We start from the raw sequence: 19,162 nt of genomic DNA, 5'->3' as shown, positions 1-19,162 counted from the left end.
CTTTCTAAACTAAGGCTTTGGTTCAGGATAAGATAGGCACTGGTTGACTATTTACTGCTTTAGGCACTCTTCGCAGTGCTAAAGGCTTTTAACGGCTCTGGCATAGCCAATAAATAGCCTTGATACATGTCGAAACCAAGTTTTTTCATTAAGCTGAGTTGATGTTCGGTTTCAATTCCTTCAATCACGGTTTTGCAACATACGTCAGTAGCGAGTTTCAGCGCTTGCATCATGTGCCCGACATCGCCTTCTTCATATTTAAGCAACAGTGAACGATCGATTTTAATGATGTGGGGGCGTACTCGTTTAACCCGTTCTATCGTGGATGCATTGACACCATAGTCATCAATTGCCAACAAATAACCACTACTGCTCAGCTTTTGTGTCGCTTGATGCAGAGCGCTTTCATCACTGGCAGACAGTTCCACTAGTTCCATGACTATTTGTTCTTGTTTAAGATTAGCTTGAGAAATCGAATGTTGGAGCAACTGGCAATAGTTGCGATCTTTAGCCAGCATCTCTGCCGCTTGCGGTAACACGTTGAGAAATAGTTTACGGTCAGAGAACTTGGATTGGGCGAAGTTGGCAATGTGTATCAGACGGCTCAAACGTTCCACGTTGAGTTTATCTGCAGTAGGGACAGCATCTGAGTGAAAGAACAAGTCTGGACGCAGCATCAGGTTGTTGCGATCAACTATTCTTACTAATGCTTCCAAGCCGATAATTTGCAGTTCCCGTTGATAAATGGGTTGGAATACACTCCGCAACGTCAGCCCGCGGTAGGAAGCGATAAATTGTCCGTCCTCTTGTGTAGAAATACAGCTTAACAGCTGAGTACTGCCCATCATATGTGATTTTACCTAAGCCAGGTGCATATATCGTGAAACATATCCAGCTGATAATGACATTCAATGCCACTATCTAATCTTTACTCAGTACTATAAGCAAGTAGGTTTGGCAGCAGTGATTAGAATTAGCGAGCCGCATCAAACAATTCTCATTGGCGGTAACATTTTTGTCACAGTAACGAAATCTCACCATTGTAATACAGCATACAACTGTAAATATTTCCGAACCAGTTGCTGCTTGTTGGAGCGTCGCAGAGGATGACCAAATTTAATGTAACAGGGGGTGATACCAAATTGAGTTTCCAGAGAATGGCTTAGCTGTGAATCACTGGTATACAAGGTGATACCCTGTTCATGGTATTCATTGATTTGATCTGGTAATTCCCCCATCCACCAATGAAGTAGTTCCCGGCTGGTTTTACTGCGGCTTATCCAGTGATCGCTGATAAGAAGGAGCAGGTCGTTTGGCTGTAGTGCATAGCCATATTCACTTTGCCACTCGGTAATAGAAGAGAGCAGATGCTTACGACATACGCTGCCGGCACTAACCATATGGTGGGTAAGAACCCAAACGGTTCCCATCTCTGAGGATATCCGGTAGTGATGGGGCAGATCCGGGGCGTTTAACACCTCCAGCGGCTTTACGACACTGCTATAGCCAAAGTGGCTAAACGTATGTTCCATGCGCCTTGAAAAGGCCAGCCCTAAATGATGCTCGCTCATCCCCTGGTTGTGAACGGCGGGATAATGATTCTCACATAGTTTCAGACAATCATTCTGAAAGTCATTGACACTTTGTATTACCAAATCTAACAGCAAAGATTATCCCTTAACATTTACCAAATATATCGGTGAGAGGTTAGCATAGTCTTTTTAAAAGAGACTAACGAAGAACGGCAACTTCTTGATCTAACCGCCATAAATCGCCGATAGCAACGTATAGGAGCAACATAATGATCAAGCTAGAACGAACGCAAAAAGAACAAATCGCAACCGCGATTAAAGATTATATGCAAGATGAATTGAATGTTGAAATCGGCCAGTTTGATAGCGAATTCTTAATCGATTTTATCACTGAAAAGTTAGGGCCGATTTATTTCAACCTGGGGATCGCTGAGGCCAAAAAGGTTATCGAGCGACGAGTGTACGAAATGAGCGATGCGCTTTATGAGATAGAGCAAGAAGTCTCCGTTTGAGTCGGGAGAGAAGGGTTCATCAAAAATTTTGAACATGTTGATAGAGATACCGCTATTGGCTTGATGTAAAGGCTGGTAAATAATGTGTTTCATATGGAGTAAATTGGTTATTGTATTGTTTTTGTATTAACAATAACTACGGTTTGTATCTGGGAAGCACAAAATGGGAACTTCGGTAAAAAACTACAATCTGGTTTCACGTGGCATACATTGGCTGTCGGCGGTGTGTATTGTTGGGTTATTTGCGGTCGGTCTGTGGATGGTCGATCTCGGCTATTACAGTAAATGGTATAAAACCGCACCCGACTACCATCGTTCTATCGGTATTCTGTTGGCGTTAATCACCATCGTTCGGATTATCTGGAAACATATGACAGCTTCTCCCTCTGTGGAGGGCTCGAAGTTTGAGGTGGTTGCCGCAAAGGCTGCGCACAGCCTGATGTATCTGTTATTGCTGACGATTTTTGCTTCTGGCTATCTGATTTCTACCTCAGATGGTCGGGGTATCGATGTTTTCAACTGGTTTACTGTTCCAGGTGCGGGCGAGGTATTCCCAAACCAATCTGATGTTTCTGGTGACATCCACTTTTATGCAGCGTGGACATTGATCCTGCTCGCTGGGGTTCATGCTCTGGCAGCGTTAAAACATCACTTTATCGACAAAGACAACACATTAAGAAAAATGTTAGGAGTTTCAAAATGAAAAAGTCACTACTCGTTACCGGACTCGCGGCCGCGCTAGCTTTGCCGATGAGTGCACAAGCTGCCGATTACGTTATTGATACCAAGGGCGCACACGCATCAATTAACTTTAAAGTCAGCCATTTAGGTTACAGCTTTATCAAGGGTCGTTTTAACTCTTTCTCTGGTGATTTTACCTTTGATGAAGGTAACGTTGAAGCATCGAAAGTGAATGTTGTCGTTGATACTACCAGCCTGGACTCCAATCATGCCGAACGTGACAAACATATCCGTAGCGGAGATTTCATTGACGCCGGTAAATACAGTCAGGCGACCTTTAACAGCACCAAAGTGGTCAATAAAGGCGATGGTAAACTGGATGTGATCGGTAATCTAACCTTGCACGGGGTGACCAAGCCAATCACGATTGAAGCCGAGTTTGTTGGTGCCGGTAAAGACCCATGGGGTGGGGAGCGCGCCGGATTCTTAGGTCAGACCCGCCTGGAGCTCGCTGACTTTGATATCCCTGTAATGGGGACATCCAGCTATGTCGACATGGAGCTGCATGTGGAAGGTGTGAAGAAGTAACCTGTTACCCCCAATGAAGAAAGCGCTCTTAGAAACTAAGAGCGCTTTTTTAGTGCCAACGCTAATTGTTAGTGTTGTTATTGTTATGCAGTTTCAAGTTGTTTTTCTTCAACTAAGTTTAGTCGCTCACCGTAAACTGGGCGAAGGGCGTTGAGTACTTGAGTGCGGGTTACGATCCCTACCATTACGCCATTTTCTAAGATTGGCAGAACCTGTGGTTTGCTGACCTTCATGCTTTTTGCGCGTTCTTCAAGAGACAATGAAGTCATCCGGGTCGCAATGCCCATGCTTGATGTAGGGTATAGCTGTTCTTTGTCAATACACAGAAACTCAACCACATCTACCAGACGGTCACTTGCAGCGATGGCGACTACGTCGCGGCTCATTAGATCAACGACTTTCTGATCGGTAGCCGGAATGTAATCCTGACACCATAAGTCCACCATAACATCATGTGCAGAGAAGAAGCCAACCAAACGGTTTTCGATATCTACAACTGGCGCGCTAACAAGATTGTTATCCAGCAGTGTATCCAGGGCTGTAGCTACCGGCATTTCTGCACTTAAAGTGAGTGGGTTAGGGTTCATTATTTCTTTAATAACTGCGGCGTTTTTCATAGTAGTTTCCTTAACTGACGTTATTTTTGTGGTATTTGTAATTGAAGCAATCTGCGCGGCCTTAAGCTCTGGCCGGCGGTAGAGGCACCAGTTGGATAAGCCAACCAACACAGCGCCACCCACGATGTTACCCAGAGTTACCGGAATTAAGTTTGCGCTGATAAAGTGGCTGACATTCAAGTCTGCGTATTGAGATGCAGGGACACCGATGGTCGTCCAGAATGTGTCTGGTGCAAAGTTGGCGATGACGATCCCCAGTGGAACCATAAACATGTTTGCCACACAGTGTTCAAAACCACTACTGACGAACATGGCAACCGGCAAGATGGTCATCGCGGCTTTAGTCATTGCGTTAGCGGAACTAAACGTTAACCAAATCGCCAGACAAACCAATAGGTTACATAGAATACCCAAAGCAAAAGCCTGAATAAGGGTATGGTGCAGTTTGTGTTGCGCGATATTCAGCGCATTTAATCCCCATTGACCAGCATCCATTTGATAAAGACCGGCAGCTGTGACGAGTAACAATAAAAGCATCGCACCGATAAAGTTGCCGAGATAAACTTTGCCCCAGATCGAGAGCATCTTGGTGAACGTGATCTGCCGGTTCGCCCATGAAATACTGGAAAGTACTGAACTGGTAAACAACTCACCACCGCAGATGACGATCAGGATCAGCCCCATGCTGAATGCCAGCCCTCCGGCAAGACGGCTTAGCCCCCAGCCAGCGCCTGCACTTCCAGTGGTTACGGTAATGTAAAACAGAAATGCCAGGCCAATGAAGGCACCTGCCATCATTGCAAGGCCAATTGTCATGCCGCTGGTTTTTTTCGCTTTACTTAACGCAAACTTCTCAGCTTCCGCCATCATTTCTTTCGGAGAAAAATACTGGTGATTTTGAGAATCGGTCACCGCCATGTTGACTCCTTAGCTAGTGGTTCCATGATTAGAACTCCTTGATTATTAAGCTCTATAAAGCTTTAGTGTTGATTTTAATTTGCGGTGTTCCCAAACCGCATAGCCACTCTAAAGGGGGGAGGGGGTTAAGGTAAAATTGATAATCTTTAGAATCCTCATCAAATTAATTGATAAGATTTTTTGGGTAGGTAAAATGAACCCTATTGCTTATTGATGCAGAGCGTTTTTAGGGAGGACATGAATAATGTTCATTAGATTTGGAGAAGATATTGCGTTATTCATTAAAACAATTGGCGGTATTTGATGCCGTTGCCGACAGTGGCAGTGTAAGTCAAGCCGCGGACAAGCTGGCGTTGACTCAATCAGCGACCAGCATGTCATTGGCACAGCTTGAGAAAATGTTAGGCCGCCCTTTATTTGAGCGGCAAGGCAAGCAAATGGCCTTAACTCACTGGGGTATGTGGCTGAGGCCTAAAGCGAAACGACTTTTACAAGATGCACTGCAAATAGAAATGGGGTTCTATGAACAGCATTTATTAAGTGGTGAGATACGCATGGGGGCCAGTCAGACACCCGCAGAGCATTTGGTTCCAGATCTTATCAGCATTATTGATAATGACTTTCCGGAGATGCGCATTTCTCTTGGTGTTCAGAGTACACAGGGCGTTATTGGTGGGGTACTGGATTACAAATATGATCTGGGTATCATCGAAGGACGGTGTGATGACAACCGTCTGAATCAAGAAGTGTGGTGCCGGGACCACCTTACGGTCGTGGCCGCATCACATCATCCTTTCTCCCGTAACCAGTCCGTGAGTTTAGCGCAGCTGGAGCAGGCAAAATGGGTACTGAGAGAACACGGCTCAGGAACCAGAAAAATATTTGATAGTTCTATTCATCATTTAATCGAAGACCTGGATGTGTGGCGAGAGTATGAACACGTGCCGGTATTACGCAGCTTGGTTGCTAATGGACAGTATCTGACTTGTTTGCCGTACTTAGATGTTGAGCGCTATATCGAATCAGGTCAACTGATCGCACTAAATGTGCCAGAGTTGAAGATGGAGCGTACACTTTCCTTCATTTGGCGTGCCGATATGGCAGAAAACCCTTTGGTTGACTGCATAAAGCGTGAAGGTTTGAGAATGATGAAAGGTAAACCGTCAGTATTCTAGATTTACTTCTTCCTTTATTTACCTTCTGAAAAGCTCTTTCAACCCAGGAAGAGCTTTCTATTGCCCATTTTGTTATTTTCGAAATCTGTTGATTTATCGGTTGCGTCAAATTAATGATGAAATACATGTATGTTGATTGGCGCACTATGTGATCACTATCACCGATATAAGCGCGTCTGGCCCCTACTATTAGCCCTGTGATTTCAACGCATGAAGGCAGTTATCGAACCATCAAGGTGTGATGCTGGCCGAAAAGGTTACGAATACTATGACGACACTATTAGCAATTTCGATTACAACCGGGATTTTATCTGGCGTTTGGGGTTGGATTGCCATCTCATTAGGTCTTTTGTCCTGGGCAGGTTTTTTGGGCTGTACAAGCTATTTCGCTGCTCCGAAGAGTGGATTAAGAGGTTTGTTTGAGAGTTTGATGACCAATATGACCGGTGTATTCTGGGCAATGGTGATCATTTATGGTTCAACTTTCGCCGGGCTGGAAATTCTTGGCTATGTCATAACTGCAGTAGTTGCGTTCTTTATGTGTATTCAGGCTAAACAGTCTTGGTTAGCTTACATTCCTGGTACTTTCATTGGTTCTTGTGCAACCTTTGCAGCCGATGGTAACTGGCAGTTAGTTGTACCGTCTTTGCTGTTGGGTGGCGTATTTGGTTACCTGATGAAATCAACCGGGCTTTGGTTGCATGCGAAATCACAAAACACTACTTCTTCTCTCACCGAGCAGGTTCAGTAGTACCCCCGATCTAATTTGTATCCACTGAGTATTGAGTCTTATCCCACTTGATACGATTAATCAAAATTTATGATTCTTGATACAAGCACATCAAATCGATGTGCTTTTTTTTTATGTGTTGCCATTGGCCATGGTGACAACCCGTTTTAAGGTCCAACGTAACAGTACCGGGATAAAATCCATTCCTTTCGCTTCACAATGAGAAACAATGGCTAATGCCAGATCAGGCTTAGCGTGTTTCTTCAAAACGCGGTGGACTACTTTTTTGGCGGGTATCGGGTGGTCATGAGGAACTTTGATAATATCCTTAAAGAAAATTTCAAAACCATTGTTGTACAAGAAATGCTCGATGTCTTTATCAGGCAGTTCGGTCAATCGGTGGCGTTCTTGATCGATTCCCAACTGGGTTTTTACGGTTTGGGCGTACTTTTTACCTGCCGCATCACCATCAGTAACAACATGCCAGTCTATGCCAAACTCTTTGGCCACTTTAATCAATGAGCGTAAGCCTGATTGGGCAAACTCAACGATCTGAACCCCCTCCGCTGCGAGATCATAACCGCATTGTCGAGCCAACTCATTAAACAGCCATACTTCAGTTTCACCTTCGACCAGTAACCAACATCGGGCGAATAAGGCACCGGAGCGGTGAAATCGAATATGAAAACCGATTCGTCTTAGTTCATCGGTGCTGAACCGTCCGGCTTTGAGGTTCTTGGTGACAGTTCGGTCCGATAAACGGACTAATCGCCGGATAGTGGAGATAGGTACTGAACCCAGCATATCTCCACTGTTAGTGGTTAAGATTTTTTGCATTGGCAGCAACTGCAGCAAACCCCAGGCGCGCGCTAAATGAGTGGGGTGTAATCGCCCTTCCGGATCTTCAACGATCAAGATAGGACGAGCGCAACGGCGTAGCTCGTTGGGGCCCTTCGCCTGGAGAAAGGCGTTTAACACCCCAAGTAACAATAGACGGGTTTGCTTGTTTTTATTAGCTTTTAAAAACTGGCTCAGGCCTTGTTCTGAGGAAGGGCTGGCATAAAACAGCCCGTCCCTTGGTTTACGTGGGTCGCTCTTTCTGGAATCGTTGCGGAATGAGAAGTAGTGCTCAACCAAAGTTTGCATCGAGTTCAGGCTACTGCGAATTTCTCCTTTGTTCACATGACCTGGCATCGCCCCCAGACGACGGCAGGTATTGCTGATCCGTTTCTCAATGCGTGCATTTTTGCCGTTCCCGTTTTCGGCAATCGGGTGGGGAAAGCGCCTTGAGTCACGCAAACGAATAACGGGGTGTAAGGTCATGAGTTCCATTGCGATTTTATCTGCGTGATGTATTTGCTTTTGGCTACCGTCCTTGTCTAGGAATGCCCGTGACGTCGTCACGTTATGCCCGTCACGTGATGCACTGATACGATAGAAAATTTTGTGTTCTCCATCTTCAGTTTCACACCATGCGGGTTTGAGTCTACGATACCGTCCGGCTGTGGTTTCTTGTTTGTCCCTCGCTTTGAAACAAAGAATGACTTGTAAATGTTGTGTTTGCGGGTGAGAAATCGAATAGTCAACGTGAAAATCTCGTATCTCAAACTGATAAAGCTCACCACTGGCAGATAAAACAATCGATAACGCGTCAAGTAATGAAGATTTACCCCAGGTATTTTCACCAATGAGAGTTGTCAGCTCATCAAAAGAGAGTGCCAGGCGCTTGATGCCTCTAAAGCCTGAGATTTCAACACGATCTAATCTCATCGCACTCCTCCTTGCAATTATTTGATTTATTAGAATTAATCGCCTTTCCTAAGCATATATTAAAAACCTCTGTATGAGCTAACTTGAGTTCACAAAACTGTCACTAGATAAAGACCGGTATTTTTCTGGCGGGCTTTCACTGGTGGAGTTATTCAGCCGCGATCACGTAAATATGTAATAGAAAATCTCTGTTTCATAATAGTCATGTTTCTGTCATCATTTACCTATTACTATTAGCAGGAATGATGAGAGAGAAGATGACAGTGAACAATAATCATAAGCCAGTCACACTTACACTGGCACACATCAATGACACTCATTCCTATTTTGAGCCAACGTCATTACAGCTAAAACTCCGTATTAACGACGAACTCTCGCTAGAACCTTATGTTAGTGCTGGTGGCTTTTCACGTATCGCTACCCGTATCGAGCAATTAAGAGAAGATGCCGACCGCCAGGGCCGTGGAACACTTTTTCTTCATGCCGGCGACTGTTTCCAGGGCACGTTGTATTTTTCTTTATTTAAAGGAAAAGCAAATGCCGATCTGCTCAATGCCATTGGTATTGACGCGATGGCACTGGGTAACCATGAACTGGATATGGGGAATGAACCGGTGGCTCAGTTTTGCCAGCGGATCCAGTTTCCTTTGCTTGCCGGTAACTGGAACCTGTCAGATGAGTCACATGACAAAGTGCACCGGTTAAGTGAACTTGATAACATCGCCAGCTATCAACCCGGCACACAAAGCGCAAGTTACATCATCAAAAAATTTGATGGTGAGCCAGTGGCCATCTTTGGTGTATCGATTGATAAGATGTCCGATATTGCGAACCCAGATGCCGACACTCCGTTTATGCCTGCGATTGCCACAGCGCAGCGAACTGTTGAGCAAATTCATCAGGCTGGCATCAATAAGGTAATTGTATTAAGTCATTTAGGTTATGAAGGCGATCTGGAACTCGCCAGACAAGTTGATGGAATTGGTATTATTGTTGGCGGCCACAGTCATAAGTTACAAGGTGACTTTTCGCTAATTGGCTTGGGTAAAGACGAACCATACGGTGTCAGAGTCAATGGTACCTATGTGGTACAAGCCGGTTACCATGCGTTGACGATGGGGCATTGCGTCTTAACATTTGATGAAAACGGCAAAACAACAATGCACACTGGTCAAAACGAACTGCTGTTGGGGCGCCGAATTTTCTGGGATTCAAAACTAAACGAGCAGTTGGACCAAGGTATGTTTCAGGTGGCGTGTGATTTCATCCACGGACAGCCTAATGTCGTTGTGTGCAAAAAGCACCCGGAAACGCAGTCGATTTTAAACAACAAATACATTCCGCAGGTCAGACGGTTACAGTCAGAAGTCATTGCCCATACTCCGGTGAAACTGCGTCATTTAAGAGTGCCGGATGAGTTTGGCGGAAGTGAGTTGGCCCCGGCGGTCGCAGAGTCATTTTTGTACAGCTTAAACAAGCGAGGGCATGAGGTTCAGTTTGCGATTCATAATGCCGGTGGAGTTCGGTCATCATTCAACCCAGGGACGATTACCGTAGCTGACATTGCCGGAAAGTTATTGCCCTTTGCCGTGCCAATCGGTTGTTATGAGATACAGGGCGATGCGATTCGACGTACACTGGAAGGTGCGATTAACAACGCTTTGAATAACGGTGTCATAGGAACCGGCTCAGGAAGTTACCCTTACACTCACAATTTGAGTTTTGAATACGACAAGCTGGCACCATTAGGCAATCGTATTAAGCGGCTTGATATTTTTGATGGTCAGCAATGGACGCCCGTTGAGCAAAATAGCTGGTATAAAGGCGCTTCGTCAGCATATACCATGAAAGGCAAAGAGGGTTATGACGCGCTACTTGAAATGAAAGGCGAGGGCTACATTAGCCTAATGTCAATGGCAGACTGTTTTATTGAGCTGTTGTCTGATGTGCCAAGTTATTTGAATCAACATCACAACTCTCACTCACAACGGCTTTAATGATAATTTTTGGTATCTAATTTGCTTTTCTCTCAGGCGCTACATGCGTTTGAGAGGAAAGAAGTATGTGGAACAAAGACTGGGCTGATTTGGCCGTGGTAGTGGCATGGGTGGCCGTTTGGTCAACCTTGGTGTATTTTGTGCCGGCCAGTGGGATTTAATGCCGTTATCAATCTGTAGTAAATAGGGAGCTTATTGCTCCCTTTTGCTTTTTTTGGGAAAAATAACAATTGGTTATAACCTTAAGGATAAGGATTATTTGTTGGCGATTTCGCATTTACAGCGTATGATCTGCATCGTTTGGGGAGTAGTCACACAATTTTACTTATCGTCATCTCGTTAAGCGCACGCTTATCCGGTAAGTAAAGGTGAACAGCCTGGCATTATCTGAGCTTTCACCGTAACGAGACCAACGCATTCATCATCAGCAGACACAAGTCCTATGCCTGCTAGTTTGTATTGTATGCGGAAGGTCTTCCTATGCATTTCCTTCCGCCAGGGAGGATATATGTCTTTTTTCGAAAATATCATTCAGTTTAGTGATCCCGTTTTTACTCAAAGCCCAGCTTTCATGTATGTAACCTTCGGCATGTTGACGCTTGCTCTGATTGGCATTGATATTCATCAAACACGTGGCGGCGCTATCAGTATGAAAAAAGCGGTGAGTTGGAGTCTGTTTTGGTTCCTGCTGGCATTTGCCTTTGCCACGACAATCTATTTTGGATGGGATTTCTACGCACCCAACAGCGACTATTCTCATGAAAAAGCGACGATTGCTTTTATAACGGGCTATTTACTGGAAAAGTCGCTCAGTGTCGATAATTTGTTTGTGTTTGCGATTATCTTTTCTCAGTACAAAGTACCGGAAGAGTTACGTCCCCGAGCTCTGCTGTGGGGGGTTATCGGTGCTTTATTGCTTCGTGCATTGATGATAGCGATTGGCGCACAGTTGCTGGCCCAATACCATTGGGTACTGTACCTGTTTGCCGCATTTCTCATTTGGACTGGGATTCAGCTGGCCATCGAGAAAGACGAGCATGAATCAGTTAACCCTTATCCAGAACAATTCATCCGGCGTTTTTTACCTGTTAGTGAACAGTATCATGGTCAGCAAGTCCTGATTCATCGCGCAGGGAAGTGGTGTGTCACCCCAATGCTTATCGTGATAGGGGTGATTGCGGTGATGGATGTAATGTTTGCCTTAGACTCTATCCCTGCGATATTTGCAGTTACGCAGGAACCATTCCTGGTCTTAGCTGCCAATGTCTTTGCCTTGCTTGGTTTGCGTTCATTGTATTTTGTACTGCAAGCAATGTTAGATAAGTTTGTATACTTGAAACCAGCCTTATCGGTGATCATGCTGTTTATTGGGATCAAGATGTTGTTAGTTGACACTGTGTATGAAATACCGACCCTGTGGTCGTTGTGTTTCCTGGTGCTAGTAATGTCAAGTGCGATCATTTTGTCCATCAATCATAGCAGACAAATCAATAAACTAAGTGTAAAAATTACTAATCAAAAATAAGTCGGCGATGGACAAATGTCACGAAATTGAAAACATCAAATGTTAATCGTATGTGTCATTTGTCATTGCAAATAGACTGAGTATGTCTTGTTATGCATCGCGTAGGCGGCTTTGGTGAGTATCTATGCATGTTAGCTGCCGAACCATTCCCAGGGGTTGTTAATGGGTTGTTTTATTAGAAATAATAATCCGAATTTGGAAATTTTGTCATTTTTGACTCAGTCGATTAGCAACTAATATACAGCCAACGACACAAGTTACCGATTTATAGAGAGGCTCTTATGGCACAAGCTATTCAGATGACAAATATCGCTTTACCAACCTCTATGGATAAGAAAACCTATGCGGTTAACTTCAAAGGATTGATTGCTCACTTACTAGATATTCTTTTTGTGGATAATACAGCAACTCGCAGTTACAACGCAGAAGACCTGTCTGCGCACATGCAAAAAGACATTGGTATGTGCCGATAAGCAAATAAGCAAATAAGTGAAAACAATGTAGCAGTTAAACAAAAAGCGCCAACAGGCGCTTTTTGTTTAACCGGAAGGGTTATTTTTTACGGCAGTACTCTGCGATTACATACATAGATTGGCCGCCGTTTGCTTTACCAGAGACCAGCTTAGGATCGCTGCCAATGCTGATGCCGCGAATCACAGTACCTTGCTTGATTACCTGATTCGTGCCTTTAACCGGAAGGTCTTTGATTACCGTTACGTCATCGCCTTTTTTCAGCTCAACACCGTTACAATCAAATGGTTTGTCATCAGCTGACATACCCTGCATTGCCCAGTTCATTTGCTCTTCTTCCATGTACATCATGTCAAGAGCATCTTGAGCCCAGCTTTCACTGTTCAGGCGAGTCAGTTGGCGCCATGCTGTTACTTGTACCGCAGGAACCTGGCTCCACATGCTTTCGTTTAGACAGCGCCAGTGGTTAATGTCTTGTGGGTCTTCGATCTCACCCTGGCACTTGTCACATACCATGATCGCGGTATCTACCGTGACATGGCTGTGCGGTGGCACAGGATAGGCCGAAAGCGCAGATTCAGAAGAACACAATTCACATTTTGACTCGCAGCGAGCAAGCATAGTAGCTTCAATAGACATAAGGACTCACCTTAGTAATTTTAATCGTGGCGGGTATTATCCACTTTATCCTGAGAAATAGAAGGGGTATGAGGAAATTAAACCGAATATTTTCCAGTAAAACTGGGAAAACATAACCAATACACCAGATAATCACGTAATTTGATGGAAAATGACTTGTTTTTTATGCGAATCATTGGATTTTTAAGTTTAGCGACTATCGGCTCAAAATAGAAAGCCCAGCTCAGGGCCGGGCTTTCACTGACTGACTTATTGAGGTGAACTTATTTCAATACAGAAGTGTTCACCACACCCGCCAGCTCATCATTTGCTAAAAAGTGGCTATTTTGTGTCTGCATCTCAACGTGATGCTGAAAATCCACAAACGTTCCGGCAGGCGCGGCAAACGTACTGTGCGTGGCGACATCATTGAACTGAATAAAGCTCGCTTTTGGCATAACCACAGGTTTGGCCTGGTTTACTTGAGTTAAACGAAGCTTAGCCGCTAACGCTTGCGTGCCAGCAAATGGGGCGTTGGCAACGGTATTCGGTACGTAAGTATCACCCTCGACTTGAGTCATCAAAAATGGTGTGGAAAGCGTACCATTGCTGAACAGATCAGACGCGTTGGTAAATGGATCGACGGTATCTAATGCCGTCTGCGCTGCATATTTAAAGGATGCGAACTGAGCTTCCAGGCTGTTAACTTGATTAGCCGGTGACAGCTCGGTAAACAGATCGTAACAATCTTTGTCGCTCAGCTCCGCACACTGCTTCACTGCGTACTTTTTATAGTCGGCTGAAGCCGCATACGCCAGATTATGTTTGATCTGTGGGCCAAACTCTTCTGCTCCGAATAGTAAGTTACTGATCTGTCCGCCTGCATTTTGGATCGAAGCGGCACTAAACGAGTAGAGTGCGTCAGCGCTCAGGCTGCCAAGGGAGTTGTTGGCCGCAGCAACCGCAGATGTCGCCACAATGCCACCCAACGAGTGACCAAGCATTTTAACCTTTGAGCCCGTCATCGGGTTGTAGCCTTGCAGAGGACTTTCCATTAATAACCCGGCTTTGGCTGATACGACCAGGCTGGCACGCAGTCCCAGCACATCCAGAATACTCTGGCGTAAGTTATCGCGCGCAACGGCCAGATTGGATAGGTTTAAGTAGGCTAAAGTATTGATGTTGGCTGAACGCTGCTCATCCAGGCTGCGCGTGCCGTGGATCGGCAGGTCAATCGCAATAACCGCCACACCGGCATTTACCAGGTTGTAGACGAACGAATAGGCGTTTTCTTTGGCGGAGGTAATGCCATGCTGATAGATCACAACGTCCTCGGCCAAGCCTTCGGCAGGGGTAAACAGCAAGAACTCGACATTCTCAAGTGAGCGTACCTCTGGGAGTGGAGAGTAACGAGAAATATTACGTTCTGAATCTAACTGGCTGCCATTCGACAGGTACAGGCTGGTTCCTACCAGTTTTAGCTGCTCTGTCGGATCGGTGGCTAGTTTAGTCACGTCGACAGGATCCTTGGCAAACACTCCGGTAGATAACTGTTGAACCATGTTTGCGGCTTCATTTTTATCTTTCAGCGCGGCACTTAACTTAGCCAGGCTTGGCATTGCTGCTTTCATCGGCAGCATATTCCAGCCATCACCTTTATCGAGGTAATGAGGTAGGCGAACCACGCCTTGGGTAACATTAACCCTCGCGCCGGAGTTTAAGTACAGGCTCTTGATCCCGGCTTTAGCCGTCTCATCAGCGCTGATGTACTTGCTGAAGTGTTCGTCAGCATCTAACGCCGTTTCGAAGTCTTGAGTTACGCCCAACGCCATGGTGTAAGCAGTCGACAGGTCGAGTGAACCTTGTTCCGGGTCCAATTTGTACAGCTCGTTTAGGGTGTTTTTCCCGGTAGCAAAACCAGTCGCAGTGACACCTTTCACCGCTGCAAGAGTATCACCGACAGACTGAGTACTGAACCACGACGAATAAACGATATCAGCTGGGTTGATGTTCGCCTGGCCCAGCTGTGTAGCTAAACCAAAAATGCCTTCGACAGCGCCGGTAACGGCCTGAACAGATGCAAGGTCGCCGGCTTTAAATACCACCTGTTTGGATTTAGCGGTAGCATAGCTTGACGAGGTGCCGATTGGGTTGCCATTTTTGTCTGTTACTTCCTGGGTAACAGACAAAATGTACTCACTCGATTCGTCCAGTGCATCAGCGAACTGGATATACATGGCATTGCCGTCGGTTTTGACAATGTAATCGACGCCCTGTTTAAGTACCGTATCAATAGGGTTGCTTTGACCGTCCCATTCGGTGAGGCGCTGGTTGATTTTGATGACGTTTACACCTGACGTCAGTATGCCCGGGTTAAACCCAGCGCCGTTAAAGTTAAGCACGATCGGCATTGAAGTAGACCACCCGTCCATCGTATTCATGGCTGCGCGAGGATTAGTCAGGGCATCGTCTCCGCCGGTTGGTAAACCGAGCGAACCATCGCAGGTATCCATTAGCAGGTAGGAAGGAACGGGAACGTCCGCATTTACGCCCTGGAGGGTGAACTTGATTGAGGTGTCGCGATCCAGCAACACCTGTACCGAAGGTTCATATTGAGCAATGTCCGATGTGCCTGAACTTTCGGTGTTGTCACCACAACCAGCCAGTAGGATCGCAGAACAAAGCAGTGATAGATTAAAAGTATGTTTCATTGTTTTACTCCGTTAACCCTATTATTTGAAGGTGTAGTTCATCTGAATCGCGCTGATGTAAGCTTTACCCTCAGACTCAAACTTGATCTCTTGGCCTGCCGCGTTCGTTTCGGTAAACGAGCCTGATTCACTTTGTACCAGAGCAAAACCGGCGTCTAAACTAAGGTTCTCTTTGATCAGGTAGGTCAGGCCGGCGCTGTACCAGTAACGGTCACTATCTGGAATGCTCAGCGTCGCTTCTCCGGCTTGTTCGTCGTACGCAAAACCGGCACGCAGGGTCCACGATTCGTTCAGTTGGTAGGTACCACCAACAGAATAACGGTTATTATCTTCATAATGCTCAGGCTTGTAGAAACAAACACCATCAGTACAATCCGGACTAGTGGCTTTGAGCTCTTTAAATGTACTCCATTCAGTCTGTTGCCAGCTGTAATGTAGCGACCAGTTATCGTTCAACTGATGAAAACCCGATAATTCAATAATTGCCGGTAGGGTGATTTTCAGGCGACCATCTACTTTAGTGGCTGAAGCGATACCAGAGTCGTAGCTGCTAAACTCACCTTCATCAAAGTCCAGTTCCACTTCTGAACGGTAGCCAAAGCCAAAACGGTGGTTTTCATTGATTTCATACAGGGCACCGACATTCCATCCCCAGCCGAAGGTCTCGCCAGTCATGCCAATCAAGTTGTCAGATTTTTTACTGTGATCACCAAAGAGAGGAGCCAGAGTGCCTTTGTGACGGGTCAATTCTGCTTCGGCATAAACCAGGTTTACACCAGCTCCGACACTGATGCCATCGTTGATGCGGTAGGCAAGGTTTGGGTTGATGTTGACTGAAACAAGGGAAGTGTCGCCAGCCATATCACCGGCTGCAATGTCATTCGGATAGTCAGTCGCAACACCATAAGTGGTGAACATACCCAAGCCCCAGGCCCAGTTATCATTGAGCGGGCTGATGTAATAACCCGCCGGAACAACCTGGAGCGGGGCGACATCATCCGATTGTTCTTGATATTTAGTATCGTAGACATTGACCTCAGGGTCGACAATGGAAAGAGCACCAGAGAACTGTGCCTCTTTAAACAAAGTCATAGCGGCAGGGTTACGAGCAAGGACACTCGCATTGTCTGCCACTGCACCTTCACCGGAAAATGCTCTGCCCAGGCCAGATGCCGAATGTTCTGCAACCTGGAATCCTGCGGAGTGGGCATTACACGCAAACAATATTGAAATTGTCAGCAGAGAGCAGTGCTTCTTATTCATTCTTGACCCTCCTAGGGTGTCATGTTTTATTGCGGACCGAAGTCTTTGTAATTGTTATGGTACGAATGCACGTGTTGTAATTGCAGTGATTTACAATCACTTTGTAAATGACATGTTAATTCTATGTTGTTCAACTTGTCAAAGATTGAGCGCATATTGCTGTATAAATTTGCTGCATAGGTCAAATGCAGTCTTATAAGGCCATGTATTATCGTGATATTTTTTAAAAAAATGGTACGACCAGAATGCTTTCGTCAAACTTATGCTTAAAGGCTCGGCAATACGGGCAGTAAACGAGCTTTATTGGATAATGACAGGAGGCGTTTTGAGTGTATGGTTGAAAGAGATTATGAGTGGTGTCTACGTCAGCGTATAAAAAAGCTCCGAACTCGGAGCTCTTTATTATCTGCAGTCAGGTTTATTGGCAGTGTATTGGGGTAACTTGTTGATCGTGGCCTGAAGGTCTTTAATCCGGCTACTGTGCGAAGGGTGGGTTGAGAAAAACTCTGGAGGCTGCGATCCCCCGGATGCCTTACTCATGTTTTTCCACAACGCGATACTCTGTTGTGGATCAAAACCGGCTTTTGCCATGTACTCTAACCCAACCACATCCGCTTCAGATTCTTGAGTTCGTCCATAAGGGAGCAACACCCCATACTGAACCCCAACCCCTAACGCTGCCATGGTAACTTGCTGATATTCTTTATATTCAGAAGCGCCAATCGCCAGGTTGGCGATAGACAGGCCAGTATTTGCCAACTGGCTCTGAGACAGACGCTCGTTGCTGTGATCGGCCAGCACATGCGCAACTTCATGGCCAATCACCGTGGCTAGCTGATCTTGGTTTTTTGCAACGTTAAGCAGCCCGGTATAAACACCGATTTTCCCGCCCGGCAGGGCGAAAGCATTTATCTGCTCACTATCGAAAACCACCACTTCCCACTCTTTGAAGCCTGTCTGGGGCGGTATGGTGTCCGTGATGTGCCTGGCAACGCACTGTACATAGGCGTTAGTTTTTTTGTTACTGCTGATCGGGGTATCTTTCTTCATCTGTTCAAAAGACTGCGCGCCGAGTGACGACATCTGCTGATCAGAAAACATTAAGAACTGATTTCGGCCGGTTGGTGACGCGCTGCATGCGGTTAATCCAGCGAGCGCGATCAGAGCGGAGGCGTTAATCCAGGACCTCATAATAAACTCCATACTATGGTGGGCTTTAGTGATGTTGTCTAAGTATAACGCCAACGAAAAATAAGTTAACCTATTCAATAGTAAGCGCTTGACGATTACTTCGTGCAAAACCAATATGGTTGCGAAAAATGTGCGGCTGAACGCAGTTAGCCGCAACCCATTGATAATACCGGAATCAATATGAGTATTTGGAAAAGACCAATCAGTTTAGACATACTAAACGCCACATCAAAGAACACTCTTATCGAACACTTGCAGATTGAGTATACCGACTTTAGTGACAACTCGCTTAGTGCAACCATGCCGGTGTCCAGTATTACCCATCAGCCCCTTGGAATGTTGCACGGCGGCGCGTCGGTTGTACTGGCTGAAACGCTGGGCTCACTGGCGGCGAATTTTTGTGTTCCTGAGGGCAGTTATTGTGTTGGGCTGGACATCAACGCCAATCATGTCCGCGCGATGAGAAGTGGCCATGTGATTGGTACCGCAACACCTGTGTTTTTGGGGGTATCGACCCAGGTATGGCAAATTGATATTACCGATGAGCGAAAGCGCCTGGTATGCACAAGTCGCCTCACCATTGCAGTAAAACAAAACCGTTCAGCATAGGAATTGGGTTATGGTTATTGAGTTTTCGTTAGGTAAGATCATTGCGACACAGCATGAAATCGTCATCAAGATAGCCGGGCCTGCCATGATGACACTGCAAGCCCACAGCGATGCGATTCAACTGCTGGGAAGGGGGGCAAACGTGGTATTGGCGCACGGCGCCGAGTGTAAATGGTCCATTAAGTTAGATGATGACGTTCAGCTGCGCCAGCTGGCCGAGCAAATAGGAATTGATATTCAATAATTTACTCTAC

The 19,162-nt window shown here is 45.7% G+C and carries 18 protein-coding genes; 10 read left to right on the top strand and 8 right to left on the bottom strand.

Translation table 11 applies throughout. From position 1 onward, the window contains the following. Positions 1 to 59 precede the first annotated feature (59 nt). Together P2G85_RS14140 and P2G85_RS14135 are read right to left on the bottom strand one after the other, a co-directional pair. On the bottom strand, positions 60 to 848 hold the full coding sequence (locus P2G85_RS14140) for an EAL domain-containing protein (RefSeq protein WP_275864722.1): 789 nt from the start codon (positions 846 to 848) through the stop codon (positions 60 to 62). A gap of 186 nt (positions 849 to 1,034) precedes the next feature. After that, entirely contained in the window at positions 1,035 to 1,667 is a 633-nt protein-coding gene (locus P2G85_RS14135) for a hypothetical protein (protein ID WP_275864721.1), read from the bottom strand. Positions 1,668 to 1,801: 134 nt separating this feature from the next. On the opposite strand from P2G85_RS14135, the gene P2G85_RS14130 reads away from it, so the two are divergent. The 3 genes from P2G85_RS14130 (at position 1,802) to P2G85_RS14120 (ending at position 3,313) form a co-directional block, all read left to right on the top strand. Continuing rightward, positions 1,802 to 2,044, top strand: coding sequence for a DUF2164 domain-containing protein (locus tag P2G85_RS14130; RefSeq protein ID WP_275864720.1), 243 nt, complete (start codon positions 1,802 to 1,804; stop codon positions 2,042 to 2,044). A gap of 163 nt (positions 2,045 to 2,207) precedes the next feature. Beyond that, the gene (locus tag P2G85_RS14125) at positions 2,208 to 2,747 is read left to right on the top strand and encodes a cytochrome b (protein WP_275864719.1); all 540 of its coding nucleotides are present in this window, start codon (positions 2,208 to 2,210) and stop codon (positions 2,745 to 2,747) included. After that, positions 2,744 to 3,313 carry a YceI family protein gene (locus P2G85_RS14120; RefSeq protein WP_275864718.1) on the top strand — a complete coding sequence of 190 codons (570 nt, stop codon included), beginning with the start codon at positions 2,744 to 2,746 and terminating at the stop codon, positions 3,311 to 3,313. The genes P2G85_RS14125 and P2G85_RS14120 overlap by 4 nt, the downstream gene beginning before the upstream one ends. 83 nt (positions 3,314 to 3,396) lie before the next feature. On the opposite strand, the gene focA is transcribed toward P2G85_RS14120, so the two are convergent. Next, positions 3,397 to 4,848, bottom strand: coding sequence for a formate transporter FocA (gene focA / locus P2G85_RS14115; RefSeq protein WP_275864717.1), 1,452 nt, complete (start codon positions 4,846 to 4,848; stop codon positions 3,397 to 3,399). Between the two features lie 269 nt (positions 4,849 to 5,117). On the opposite strand from focA, the gene P2G85_RS14110 reads away from it, so the two are divergent. Next, a complete protein-coding gene (locus P2G85_RS14110; protein WP_275864716.1) occupies positions 5,118 to 6,023 on the top strand; it encodes a LysR substrate-binding domain-containing protein in 906 nt (301 codons plus the stop codon). A gap of 268 nt (positions 6,024 to 6,291) precedes the next feature. Continuing rightward, positions 6,292 to 6,774, top strand: a complete 483-nt coding sequence (locus P2G85_RS14105; protein WP_275864715.1) for a DUF1097 domain-containing protein — start codon at positions 6,292 to 6,294, stop codon at positions 6,772 to 6,774. 111 nt (positions 6,775 to 6,885) lie between these two features. Here P2G85_RS14105 and P2G85_RS14100 read toward each other — a convergent pair whose 3' ends face one another. Next, a complete protein-coding gene (locus tag P2G85_RS14100; RefSeq protein ID WP_275864714.1) occupies positions 6,886 to 8,523 on the bottom strand; it encodes an ATP-dependent endonuclease in 1,638 nt (545 codons plus the stop codon). A gap of 257 nt (positions 8,524 to 8,780) precedes the next feature. On the opposite strand from P2G85_RS14100, the gene P2G85_RS14095 reads away from it, so the two are divergent. From P2G85_RS14095 to P2G85_RS14085, 3 genes are all read left to right on the top strand, one after another. Further along, the gene (locus tag P2G85_RS14095; protein ID WP_275864713.1) at positions 8,781 to 10,520 is read left to right on the top strand and encodes a bifunctional UDP-sugar hydrolase/5'-nucleotidase; all 1,740 of its coding nucleotides are present in this window, start codon (positions 8,781 to 8,783) and stop codon (positions 10,518 to 10,520) included. A 571-nt stretch (positions 10,521 to 11,091) separates the two neighbouring features. After that, positions 11,092 to 12,045, top strand: a complete 954-nt coding sequence (locus tag P2G85_RS14090; protein ID WP_275864767.1) for a TerC/Alx family metal homeostasis membrane protein — start codon at positions 11,092 to 11,094, stop codon at positions 12,043 to 12,045. A 281-nt stretch (positions 12,046 to 12,326) separates the two neighbouring features. Further along, complete coding sequence (locus P2G85_RS14085; protein WP_275864712.1) at positions 12,327 to 12,518, top strand: hypothetical protein; 192 nt, start codon at positions 12,327 to 12,329, stop codon at positions 12,516 to 12,518. 79 nt (positions 12,519 to 12,597) lie between these two features. Here the strand turns inward: P2G85_RS14085 and P2G85_RS14080 are convergent, their stop codons facing one another. From P2G85_RS14080 to P2G85_RS14065, 4 genes are all read right to left on the bottom strand, one after another. Beyond that, positions 12,598 to 13,155, bottom strand: coding sequence for an alkylphosphonate utilization protein (locus P2G85_RS14080; protein WP_275864711.1), 558 nt, complete (start codon positions 13,153 to 13,155; stop codon positions 12,598 to 12,600). A 263-nt stretch (positions 13,156 to 13,418) separates the two neighbouring features. Then, positions 13,419 to 15,845 carry a VolA/Pla-1 family phospholipase gene (locus P2G85_RS14075; protein ID WP_275864710.1) on the bottom strand — a complete coding sequence of 809 codons (2,427 nt, stop codon included), beginning with the start codon at positions 15,843 to 15,845 and terminating at the stop codon, positions 13,419 to 13,421. Between the two features lie 21 nt (positions 15,846 to 15,866). Continuing rightward, positions 15,867 to 17,108, bottom strand: coding sequence for an outer membrane protein transport protein (locus tag P2G85_RS14070; RefSeq protein ID WP_275864709.1), 1,242 nt, complete (start codon positions 17,106 to 17,108; stop codon positions 15,867 to 15,869). A 402-nt stretch (positions 17,109 to 17,510) separates the two neighbouring features. Continuing rightward, positions 17,511 to 18,299, bottom strand: coding sequence for a M48 family metallopeptidase (locus tag P2G85_RS14065; protein ID WP_275864708.1), 789 nt, complete (start codon positions 18,297 to 18,299; stop codon positions 17,511 to 17,513). Positions 18,300 to 18,479: 180 nt separating this feature from the next. On the opposite strand from P2G85_RS14065, the gene P2G85_RS14060 reads away from it, so the two are divergent. Together P2G85_RS14060 and P2G85_RS14055 are read left to right on the top strand one after the other, a co-directional pair. Next, positions 18,480 to 18,908 (top strand): hotdog fold thioesterase, encoded by a 429-nt coding sequence (locus P2G85_RS14060; protein ID WP_275864707.1) that lies wholly within the window; start codon positions 18,480 to 18,482, stop codon positions 18,906 to 18,908. A gap of 10 nt (positions 18,909 to 18,918) precedes the next feature. Beyond that, positions 18,919 to 19,152, top strand: coding sequence for a DUF3389 domain-containing protein (locus P2G85_RS14055; RefSeq protein WP_275864706.1), 234 nt, complete (start codon positions 18,919 to 18,921; stop codon positions 19,150 to 19,152). Positions 19,153 to 19,162: the final 10 nt, after the last annotated feature.

This window comes from Vibrio sp. CAU 1672 (assembly GCF_029223195.1).
In the GTDB taxonomy this organism is placed as follows: domain Bacteria; phylum Pseudomonadota; class Gammaproteobacteria; order Enterobacterales; family Vibrionaceae; genus Vibrio.
The sequence above is the reverse complement of the archived record's forward strand: the minus strand, read 5'-3'. Positions and strand labels throughout refer to the sequence as shown.